The 9,951-nt window shown below is 40.2% G+C and carries 8 protein-coding genes, 1 tRNA gene and 1 rRNA gene (1 of these 10 only partly in view); 2 read left to right on the forward strand and 8 right to left on the reverse strand.

Annotation, left to right across the window (positions count from 1 at the left end; all coding sequences use genetic code 11):
- The 3 genes from ACH30E_RS15870 to ACH30E_RS15880 all read right to left on the reverse strand — a co-directional run.
- Positions 1-175 (reverse strand): 16S ribosomal RNA (locus ACH30E_RS15870) (it extends 1,356 nt beyond the left edge of the window).
- Between the two features lie 686 nt (positions 176-861).
- Positions 862-1,632: a tRNA pseudouridine(38-40) synthase TruA gene (gene truA, locus ACH30E_RS15875; protein ID WP_490825755.1), complete on the reverse strand. Its 771-nt coding sequence runs from the start codon at positions 1,630-1,632 to the stop codon at positions 862-864.
- A complete protein-coding gene (locus tag ACH30E_RS15880; RefSeq protein ID WP_490825756.1) occupies positions 1,632-2,372 on the reverse strand; it encodes a hypothetical protein in 741 nt (246 codons plus the stop codon). The genes truA and ACH30E_RS15880 overlap by 1 nt, the downstream gene beginning before the upstream one ends.
- 124 nt (positions 2,373-2,496) lie before the next feature.
- Between ACH30E_RS15880 and ACH30E_RS15885 the strand changes: the two genes are divergently transcribed.
- On the forward strand, positions 2,497-4,959 hold the full coding sequence (locus tag ACH30E_RS15885) for a M1 family aminopeptidase (RefSeq protein WP_490825757.1): 2,463 nt from the start codon (positions 2,497-2,499) through the stop codon (positions 4,957-4,959).
- 144 nt (positions 4,960-5,103) lie between these two features.
- Here ACH30E_RS15885 and ACH30E_RS15890 read toward each other — a convergent pair whose 3' ends face one another.
- The 5 genes from ACH30E_RS15890 to gap all read right to left on the reverse strand — a co-directional run bounded on the left by ACH30E_RS15890 (position 5,104) and on the right by gap (position 9,570).
- Entirely contained in the window at positions 5,104-5,889 is a 786-nt protein-coding gene (locus tag ACH30E_RS15890; protein ID WP_294996819.1) for a TPM domain-containing protein, read from the reverse strand.
- 24 nt (positions 5,890-5,913) lie between these two features.
- Positions 5,914-6,375: a TPM domain-containing protein gene (locus ACH30E_RS15895; RefSeq protein ID WP_294996816.1), complete on the reverse strand. Its 462-nt coding sequence runs from the start codon at positions 6,373-6,375 to the stop codon at positions 5,914-5,916.
- A gap of 91 nt (positions 6,376-6,466) precedes the next feature.
- A complete protein-coding gene (locus ACH30E_RS15900; protein WP_490825758.1) occupies positions 6,467-7,057 on the reverse strand; it encodes a LemA family protein in 591 nt (196 codons plus the stop codon).
- 173 nt (positions 7,058-7,230) lie between these two features.
- Positions 7,231-8,424 (reverse strand): phosphoglycerate kinase, encoded by a 1,194-nt coding sequence (locus ACH30E_RS15905; RefSeq protein ID WP_294996813.1) that lies wholly within the window; start codon positions 8,422-8,424, stop codon positions 7,231-7,233.
- A 135-nt stretch (positions 8,425-8,559) separates the two neighbouring features.
- On the reverse strand, positions 8,560-9,570 hold the full coding sequence (gap, locus tag ACH30E_RS15910) for a type I glyceraldehyde-3-phosphate dehydrogenase (protein ID WP_294996811.1): 1,011 nt from the start codon (positions 9,568-9,570) through the stop codon (positions 8,560-8,562).
- 252 nt (positions 9,571-9,822) lie between these two features.
- On the opposite strand from gap, the gene ACH30E_RS15915 reads away from it, so the two are divergent.
- A tRNA-Glu gene (locus ACH30E_RS15915) sits at positions 9,823-9,894 on the forward strand.
- The last annotated feature ends 57 nt before the right edge of the window (positions 9,895-9,951 follow it).

Genomic DNA, 9,951 nt, shown 5'->3' on the forward strand with positions numbered 1-9,951 from the left:
TATTAATCCAAATTTCTCTGGGCTATTCCCCACTTATAGGAAGGTTGTGTACGTGTTCCGCACCCGTTTGCCGGTCGCCATCAAATGTATTGCTACACTCATGCTGCCCCTCGACTTGCATGTATTAAGCCTGCCGCTAGCGTTCATCCTGAGCCAGGATCAAACTCTCCATTGTAAATGTTGTTTGATCTGACTTAATCTCAAATAATCGAAATTAACGTCGGATTTGTTGTTAATTGTTTTTGATTGCTGTTAACCTTACAAGTAAACTAATTTGTAATTATGTTTAATTGTGCTGTTGCTTCCAAACTTTCAAAGATCTTTTCGCTTTTTCTAAGCTACCCATTTTGTTGGGGTTGCAAAGGTATAAGCTTTTATTTTATCAGCCAAAATTATTTGAAGAAATTTCAAACTTTTTTTACTGTCAAAATCGCTGTAAGAACTACCGTTTTTTTCAAACGGACGGCAAAGATAAGAGCTTATTTTTTAGTACCAAATTTTATTTGATTTTTATTTTTTCAGACCCTCATTTATGCTTCAATGAACTACCGTTTTTATCGAACGGGCGGCGAAGATAAGTGTGTTATTTAAACCAGCAAATTTTATTTTGAAAATTTGCAACTTTTTTTTGCCTTTCATTGTAGCTGCCTTCAAAGAACATCCCCTTTTTTTCAAAGCGGGCTGCAAAGATAGGCGTGAATTGTTTCCTGCCAAATCTTTTTCAAAATAATTTTAGCTTGGAGTGACGAAAGCCTTACCACACAAGACTTTCAGAAGAGAAAAAAAATAGTCACAGGTATCAAACACCTGTTTTATCAGAGGAAGAACCATTTACTACTAACAACAATATTCAAACACTATTCACGATTCACTTAAAGCCTGCATCATTCCTTCAGGATACCTTACTTCCATCAGGTATAAACCATATGCCGGCGTTGTAAAATCAGCCCTGCTGCAATCTTTGGCTTCTATAATATTTCGAAACAATTCCTCCGCCTCTTCGATCGTTAATCCTGCCCTCGCAATCCGAATCATCGTTCCAACTATACCCCTGATCATTCCACGAAGAAAACGATTGGAACTTATGTGAAAACTTAACCCACCCCCAGCCAAATCTTCCCATCTTGCTTCTCTGATTTCGCAATTGTAGGTATATACCTGGGTATTTCGCTTCGAAAAAGAGGTGAAATCAGTATAAGTTAATAAAACTTCCGACAGCCTGTTTAAAACAATCCGGTCTAAAGGATATGGATACAACCACGACCTCTGGGTTAAAAATGGGTCTTTCTTATTGTGAATCAAGTACTTGTACTTCCTTTCAACTGCATCAAACCGGCAATGAGCCGTTTCTTCCACCCTATATATACCCTTTATGGCTATATCACTAGGTAAGATCGCATTTAGGTTATATTGATGCTTTAATGTTAATTGATGGTCTGTATCGAAATGGAAATAATTTTCCTCCGCATGTACCCCTGCATCTGTTCGTGATGAACCTGTAAGAGAAAATGGCACCCTGAAAAGCGTTTCCAATGCCTTTGTAACCTGCGACTGAATGGTTTCCTGTCCATCCTGCACCTGAAAACCAGCATACCTGGTTCCCATATAAGCTACAGATAGGAAGTATCGCATCAGTTGGTTTTGAAAGGGTGAGTTATAGCAGTAGCTAATATTAATGCTCCTGAAGGCTGATCCTTTGCCTTGTTATCCGTCAATTTACCCGCCATACCAGGAGGTTTTATTGCTGGAACATACAGAATAACCGTATCGCTTCTGGTTAATTCCTTTACCACAAACACCATATCAACCCCATCAACTGATGAACGATCATAGATTTTTGATATTTCAGGCAATACCAGCTTCGCTTTTATTTGCTGCTTCACAACCGGTTTTTCAACTGGTACAACAGGTTCTTTAACTTCCTCTTTCTCTGTTTTCTTTACTTCGGCTTTAACTTCAGCCTTAACAACAGTATCCTTTTTTACTATCTCAGGTTCAATTTGAATGTTAACAGTCGTGCCTCTCAACAGGCTAAAATCAACCAGATTGAACAAACTCCAGGTATTGTCTAACTCCTGCTTCAAAGAAAATCCCATATCACGCCCCTCCATATTGAAGGTAAATGCCTGTTCAGTGGTTGATTTTGCAAAACCTACCTGTATCTCGTATTTACCATCTGTTAGTTTGGGTATCAACAAATAACCAGTTTCATTCGAACTAAGGGTGGCACCCATGATCCGGAGGTAAAAAGGTTGGTTATTTTCGGTTTGAAAGAATAGATAATGGGTTGGCTGTGCCGATATATTACCGACACTGCCTATCAACAGCATAATAACCACCAGGATATTTTTCAGTTTTTTCCGCTCTTTCATACCAACAAATTTACTGTTTTAAAAAACGCTAAAGACAATGGTGCATAACCCGCCAGACCATTAGTAAAATTCTAACAATCTGTTTCCGCAGCAAGTTTATCTTTAGGCCATCTAAAAAGCTAACATGAAAAAGATTTTATTATTGATTGCCTTTGCTCCGGTTTTCCTGATGGCTCAAACCGGGGGAAGTGAAGAATGGAAATCGCAGTACCGCGCGTTTGCCACCAAACAAAACGACTTAGTGCATACCAGACTGGATGCCCGCTTTGATTATGAACATTCATACCTTAATGGAAAGGTTTGGATTACCCTCCAACCCCATTTCTATGCTACAGATTCCGTACAATTGGATGCGAAAGGCATGAACATCAACCAGGTTGCGATTGTTAGCGCTGGTAAAAACATTCCGCTGAAATACAATTACGACAGCCTTTTTCTGAATATAAAACTCAACAAAACTTTTAAAAAAGGCGAGCGCTATACTTTATATATTGATTATACAGCCAAACCAAATGAATTCAGGGTTGCTGGCAGTGCAGCTATTACCGACGCCAAAGGCCTCTATTTTATTAACCCGAAAGGAGAAGAAAAAGATAAGCCAACACAAATCTGGACACAGGGTGAAACAGAAGCCACTTCAGTTTGGGTTCCTACTATTGATCGCCCAAATCAAAAATCTACCCAATTATTCAACCTAACTGTGGCGAATAAATATGTTACCCTGTCTAATGGTAAAATGATTGCACAGAAAAAGAATGCTGATGGAACACGCACAGATACATGGTCGATGGACCAACCACATGCGCCTTATTTATTCTTTATGGGTATCGGTGATTTTGCAGTGATTAAGGACACATATAAAGGAAAAGAAGTTAACTACTATGTAGATAAGCCTTATGAAAAAGTTGCCCGCAAAATTTTTGGATCTACCCCTGAAATGATGGCATTCTTTTCTAAAAAACTAGGTGTGGAATACCCTTGGGTAAAATATAGCCAAATGGTTGCACACGATTATGTAAGTGGCGCCATGGAAAATACTACCGCTACCTTACACCAGGAAAGCGCTCAGCAAGATGCGCGTGAACTTATTGATGGCAATGGCTGGGAATCTACTATCGCACACGAATTATTTCACCAGTGGTTTGGCGATCTTGTTACTGCAGAAAGCTGGAGTAATCTTACCGTAAACGAAAGCTTTGCAGATTATAGTCAATACCTATGGGCAGAATATAAGCATGGAAATGATGAAGCCATGTTCGAAAACTTTAATCAGATGCGTGGCTATATAGGTAGCGGACAACAAAACCGTGATCTGGTGCGCTTCTATTATAAAGATAAAGAAGATATGTTTGATGCCATCAGCTACAATAAAGGTGGTCGGATATTACATATGCTGCGTAACCTCGTAGGAGATGATGCTTTCTTTGCTTCTCTTAATAAGTATCTTACTACCAATAAATTTGGAACAGGTAGCGCACACAAACTACGTTTAGCTTTTGAAGATGTTACTGGAAAAGACCTTAACTGGTTCTTTAACCAATGGTATTTTGGCAGTGGTCACCCACGCATCGATATTAGTTATCAATACGATGCCACCAAACAACAATCTAGTGTTATTATCAAACAAATTCAGGCTGGTGACAAAACCTTCAAATTACCTTTTACCATTGATGTTTGGGAAGGAAATGAAAAAACAAGGCATCAGGTATGCATGGAGAAAAAGGCTGACACTTTTACGTTTAATGTGAAATCTAAGCCAGATCAGATTAATGTAGATGCGGACAAATATTTATTGGTTGATAAAAAAGATAATAAAACACTTGCTGAATTTATTCATCAGTTTAAACATGCTGGTAATTATCTAGATCGCAGAGAAGCAGTTGCTTTTGCTGGAAACAATACAAAAGACCCTGCTGCTGTTCAGTTATTAATGGATGCTTTAAATGATCCTTACTTCCGTATTCGCTCACTTGCGATCACCAACCTTGCTAAAGTAACCCCTGACGATGCCTTGATTGCAAAAATGGAAGCCATCGCAAAAAATGACACAAAAAGAACGGTAAGAGCAGAAGCCATTGATTATTTATCAAACCTTAAGAAAGCATCTTACCGTGATTTATTCTTAACTGCCTCAAAAGATTCTTCTTATACACTTGCCGGAGCTGGCTTAGATGCATTAGCAAGTATTGATAGTATTGCTGCACTTGAACTGGCCAAGGAATTAAGTAAGTCACCTGCAAAGGGTCGTTTGAATGAATCAATCTCTGGTGTTTTAATTACTTATGGCGATGAAACAGCATTTGCTGTTGTTTCTGACAGCTACGATAAAATGCCGCTTTCATTTGCAAAAGTACAGATGAGTGTTACCTATGCCGCTTTTGCTGCTAAACTTACCAAGCTTAGTGAATTCAAACAGGCTGTTGATGCTATATTCGCCTTCCGCGACCTTATTCCAGCCGCAGCCCGCCCTCAAACTGATCCAACAATGCTCCCTGCTCTGAAAGAACTTGCGGCCGCTAAAGAAGCTGCTGGTGCGAAAGAAATGGCTGATTATGTTAGAAGCAGGTTGCCGGAAGAAAAGAAATAAGAAATAAGAAATAAGAAAATAAGTGGGAATTCTTTCCAACTACAACCAAAAAAGAAGCCTTCCAACTGGAAGGCTTCTTTGCTTATAAAACATATTACTTTCTCATTCCTTATTTCTTATTCCTTATTTCTTATTAATTGTTTCCTACCACCCTCCGCTTGCACCGCCGCCACCGCTGCTTCCTCCTCCGAAGCCGCCGAAACCGCCACCGCTTCCTCCTCCCCATCCGCCGCCGCCGCTGCCTCGTCTGCCTCCACCAAGTACGGATGACCAGAATATAGCTTCTGCAATATCACCATAACCACGACGACTCATCATTCCACCACCTCGTCCTCCACCGCCGCCTTTGCGCGCCACTATCATTAACACTACAAAGAGAATGAAAATGAATGTGAGTAATGATTTGCCGGTTACTCCATCTTTGTTCTTCTTTATTCTTTTTACATTGTATTCTCCAACTGCCGCTTTTGCCAACGATTCGATGGCTCTATCCAAACCACGATAATAATTACCATCTTTAAAGTTGGGTGCAATATCCTGCTGAATAATATTACTCGCAATGATATCGGGGATAGCGCCTTCTAATCCATACCCCACTTCAATCCTGATTTTTCTATCCTCAATTGCCGCTATAATTAATACACCATTGTTTGTTTTGGCATTTCCAATACCCCAATCGCGAAATAATTTATTGGCATATTCTTCTATCGGATATCCATCGAGCGTAGGAAGCAGTACAACTGCAATTTGGTTTGAGCTGCTGTCATCAAGCGCAACCAGCTTTTGTTCCAAAGCTTCCCGTTGTTCCTTTGATAAAACATTGGCTTTGTCGGTTACCAACCTTGGTGGATTCGGTTTAGGTAAAATATCCTGCGCCTGTATTGCTACAAAGCTCAGGAGCATAAGCCAGATGACGAGTAATTTTTTCATAATGTTTCGGTTCCGGTGAACTGTTTATCTGCCAAATACAATCTCATCCGGCAATTCATTCTTATCACCCTTATTATCATAAGGAAAGTGTGTTGATAAAGCCACGCCTATATCTTCTATAATAGTAGCCAACCCTTCTGCATAATGCAGTTGCCGGAATTCCGCAAGCATCTTCTTAACTTCCTGATCCCAGAATGCGCTACCCACTTTTTGGTGAATACCTTCATCCCCAAATACAGCCAGTTGTCGATCTTTCATGGCTATATATACCAGTACACCATTGCGTTCTGCAGTCTGGTCCATTTTCAAATTGAAAAAGAGTTCTTGTGCCCGATGTAATGGATTTACATAAGCACATTTATTCTCAATATAAATCCTCACTTCACCACTGGTCTTTTGCTCTGCAGACTGAATAGCAGCAACAATTTTCTGTTTCTCTTCTTCTGAGAAATGACTTTCTGGTTTTTTGCTGAATAGTCCGAACATAACTGGCTAATATTAAAAGCCACAGTGTGTAACAGGTTTGGGCAATGATCTTAAAAGATTGCTCCACTGAAACAGCACTGTGGCTTAGGTATTAAAATTTAACTTCCGGTGCTTTTTCGGCGCCTGCGTCTGCTTTAAAGCCTTCTTTCACTTTAAATCCAAACATACCTGCAAGGAGATTCATTGGGAAAGAACGTGCTTTGATATTATAATCAGCTACCGCTTTGTTGAAATCATTACGGGAAACTTTTATTCTGTTCTCAGTTCCTTCCAATTGAGCCTGCAATCCACGGAAAGCATCATTGGCACGCAGATTAGGATAGTTTTCTGTCACCATCAACAAACGTCCCAAAGCCTGAGAGAGTTGTCCCTGCGCAGCTTGGTATTGTTGTAATTTCTCAGGTGAAAGATCATTCGGATCTACTTTAATCTGAGTTGCACTTGCACGTGCATTGATTACATTTTGTAATGTAGTCTGCTCAAAATTCGCTTCTCCTTTTACGGTATTTACCAGATTAGGGATCAGGTCGGCACGGCGTTGGTAATCACTTTCAACATTTGCCCATGCATTTTTTACCACTTCATCCTGTTTTACCAGTCCATTATATCCCCTGCAGCCACATCCTCCCAAAATAAGGATCAATGCTGCAATAACAATTAAGGTTAAATTTTTAGTACTCATGTTTAAGTTGATTTGTATGAAATTAGTTATTTAATTCCTGTTTTTATACCATTAGTAGCAAAATGGGGGAAATATTACAGTGAATTCAAAATTCAAAAGTCAAAAGTCAAAAAAATGGCTAATAACCCAATTTTGACTTTTGACTTTTGACTTTTGAATTTTGAATTTCTCTCCTACTTTACCGCCGCTATCCCAGGTAATTCTTTGCCTTCAAAATACTCGAGCATGGCGCCACCGCCGGTGGAAACATAACTTACTTTATCAGCAAAACCGAACTGGTTTACTGCAGCTACACTATCACCACCGCCAACCAGTGAAAATGCTCCTTTGGCCGTAGCTTCTGCAATGGCAATGGCAATGGCTTTGGTGCCGTGTTGAAATTTTTCCATTTCGAATACGCCCATCGGACCATTCCAAAGGATGGTTTTAGAACGCTTAATGCAATTGGTAAACTGCTCGCAGGCGCTGGCACCAATGTCAAGTCCCATCCAGCCGTCTGGAATATGGTTACTTGGGGCTGTTGACGTGTTGGCATCTGCAGCAAATTTGTCTGCAATGATTGAATCGGATGGCAGGTGAATACAAACACCTTTCTCTTCTGCCTTTTTCAATAATGCCACGGCAGTATCCAAACGATCGTTCTCACACAAAGAATTACCGATGGTGCCGCCTTGAGCTTTCATAAATGTGTACGCCATTCCACCTCCGATAATAATATCTGTAGCTCTTTCAAGCAGATTTTCGATGATCAGGATTTTATCGCTCACTTTGGCACCTCCGATGATAGCCGTAAACGGTTTCTCAGCAGAATGCATAACTTTTTCGGCACTGGCTACTTCACCATCCATTACGGTGCCAAACATTTTTTTATCTCCCGGGAAAAACTGTGCGATCACTGCAGTTGAAGCATGAGCACGGTGAGCTGTTCCGAAGGCATCGTTTACATATACATCACCCAGTTTACTCAGTTTCTCAGCAAAAGCCAAATCGCCTTTTTCTTCTTCTTTATAAAAACGCAGGTTCTCGAGCAACAATACTTCACCTGGTTTTAATGCAGCTGAAAGTTCAGTGGCTGATGTACCAATACAATCATCCGCGAATAATACAGCTTTGCCGTCTAGTAGGCTTGATAAGTGTTTCACTATATGTTTCAGTGAATACTTTTCTGTTGGGCCTTCCTTAGGTCTGCCGAGATGGCTCATCAATATTACACTACCGCCATCCCTTAATATTTTCTGAATAGTAGGAATGGTAGCACGCATGCGGGTATCATCGGTAATTTCAAATTCGGCGTTCAGCGGAACATTAAAATCAACGCGGATTAAAGCTTTTTGGTTGCTGAAGTTGTGATTAAGAAACTTGCTCATACATTAATTTGAAAATTTGAGAATTTGAGAATTTGAAAATTTGAAAATTACGGTTCTGCGTAAATAAAAAATGTGGTAATAGAAAATGCCGAAAAAAACATTTTCAAATTACCACACTTTCAAATTTTCAAATTATTAAGATATTAGTCCTGCAAAATACTTCACAGTTCTAACCAATTGGCTTACATAACTCATTTCATTATCGTACCAGCTTACTGTTTTTACCAGTTGTGCGTCTCCAACAGTCATTACTTTGGTTTGGGTAGCATCAAACAAAGAGCCGTAGCGGATACCAATGATATCTGAGCTAACGATTTCGTCTTCAGTATAACCAAAGCTTTCATTGCTTGCTGCTTTCATTGCTGCATTGATTTCTTCTGCAGTTACTTTTTTGTTCAATATAACAGCCAGTTCAGTTAATGAACCAGTGATGGTTGGAACACGTTGTGCACCGCCATCCAGTTTACCTTTCAGTTCTGGTAATACCAGTCCGATGGCTTTTGCAGCACCTGTGCTGTTGGGAACAATATTAGCTGCAGCAGCACGAGCTCTACGCAGATCACCTTTTGGATGCGGAGCATCAAGTGTATTCTGGTCGTTTGTATAAGCATGAATGGTAGTCATGATACCGGTTGCAATACCAAACTGGTCATTCAATACTTTAGCCATTGGCGCCAGACAGTTGGTGGTGCATGATGCGCAGGAAATGATTGTTTCACTGCCATCCAGGATACTATGGTTCACATTGAACACCACTGTTTTAAGGTCACCAGTAGCAGGAGCAGAAATTACAACGCGTTTTGCGCCGGCTTTGATATGTGCTTCAGCTTTTTCTTTATCGGTGAAGAAACCAGTAGATTCAATCACAACATCAACCCCATGGCTACCCCAGGGAATTTGTGCGGGATCTTTCTGGGCATAAATTTTTACTGTTTCGCCATTTACAATGATGGCGTCATCAGTAGAAGTAACAGTGGCATCGAAACGTCCCTGTGCACTATCATATTTCAGGAGATGGGCTAATACTTTTGGACTGGTCAGATCGTTGATTGCTACTACATCAATACCTTCCATATTGTAGATCTGACGAAACACCAAACGGCCGATACGTCCGAAACCGTTGATGGCAACTTTTACTGTACTCATTGTTTTTTGTTTTAGGTATATGGCTTAAAGAGTGGCAAATTTACATGGATTGAGAGGAAAAAAGCAGATAATTTTTGGGGATGCGAATTGAAGTTTTAGCCACAGATTCACAGATTACAGGTGATAATCTGTGAATCTGTGGCTAAAATCTAATCTCCGCCTGATACAGACCCCCTTATTTCAATAAAAAAGCGAAAAAATTTTGGCAGGTAGTTTCCAAAGCCTATTTTTGCGTCCCGATTGACAAAAAATGCCCGGTTCGTCTATCGGCTAGGACATCTCCCTTTCACGGAGGAAAGACGGGTTCGATTCCCGTACCGGGTACAAATGAAATCCTTGCACAGCAAGGGTTTCATTCTTCCAAAAAGAAAAGTCGGGCGA

It is taken from the genome of Sediminibacterium sp. FW305-C-61 (genome assembly GCF_058231065.1).

What these genes read in the sequence shown, in the direction of transcription:
- ACH30E_RS15905 (WP_294996813.1), bottom strand. Translation starts at nt 8,424, where the DNA reads ATGAGCAAGTTTCTTAATCACAACTTCAGCAACCAAAAAGCTTTAATC.
- ACH30E_RS15895 (WP_294996816.1), bottom strand. Translation starts at nt 6,375, where the DNA reads ATGTTCGGACTATTCAGCAAAAAACCAGAAAGTCATTTCTCAGAAGAA.
- ACH30E_RS15885 (WP_490825757.1), top strand. Translation starts at nt 2,497, where the DNA reads ATGAAAAAGATTTTATTATTGATTGCCTTTGCTCCGGTTTTCCTGATG.
- ACH30E_RS15890 (WP_294996819.1), bottom strand. Translation starts at nt 5,889, where the DNA reads ATGAAAAAATTACTCGTCATCTGGCTTATGCTCCTGAGCTTTGTAGCA.
- gap (WP_294996811.1), bottom strand. Translation starts at nt 9,570, where the DNA reads ATGAGTACAGTAAAAGTTGCCATCAACGGTTTCGGACGTATCGGCCGT.
- ACH30E_RS15880 (WP_490825756.1), bottom strand. Translation starts at nt 2,372, where the DNA reads ATGAAAGAGCGGAAAAAACTGAAAAATATCCTGGTGGTTATTATGCTG.
- truA (WP_490825755.1), bottom strand. Translation starts at nt 1,632, where the DNA reads ATGCGATACTTCCTATCTGTAGCTTATATGGGAACCAGGTATGCTGGT.
- ACH30E_RS15900 (WP_490825758.1), bottom strand. Translation starts at nt 7,057, where the DNA reads ATGAGTACTAAAAATTTAACCTTAATTGTTATTGCAGCATTGATCCTT.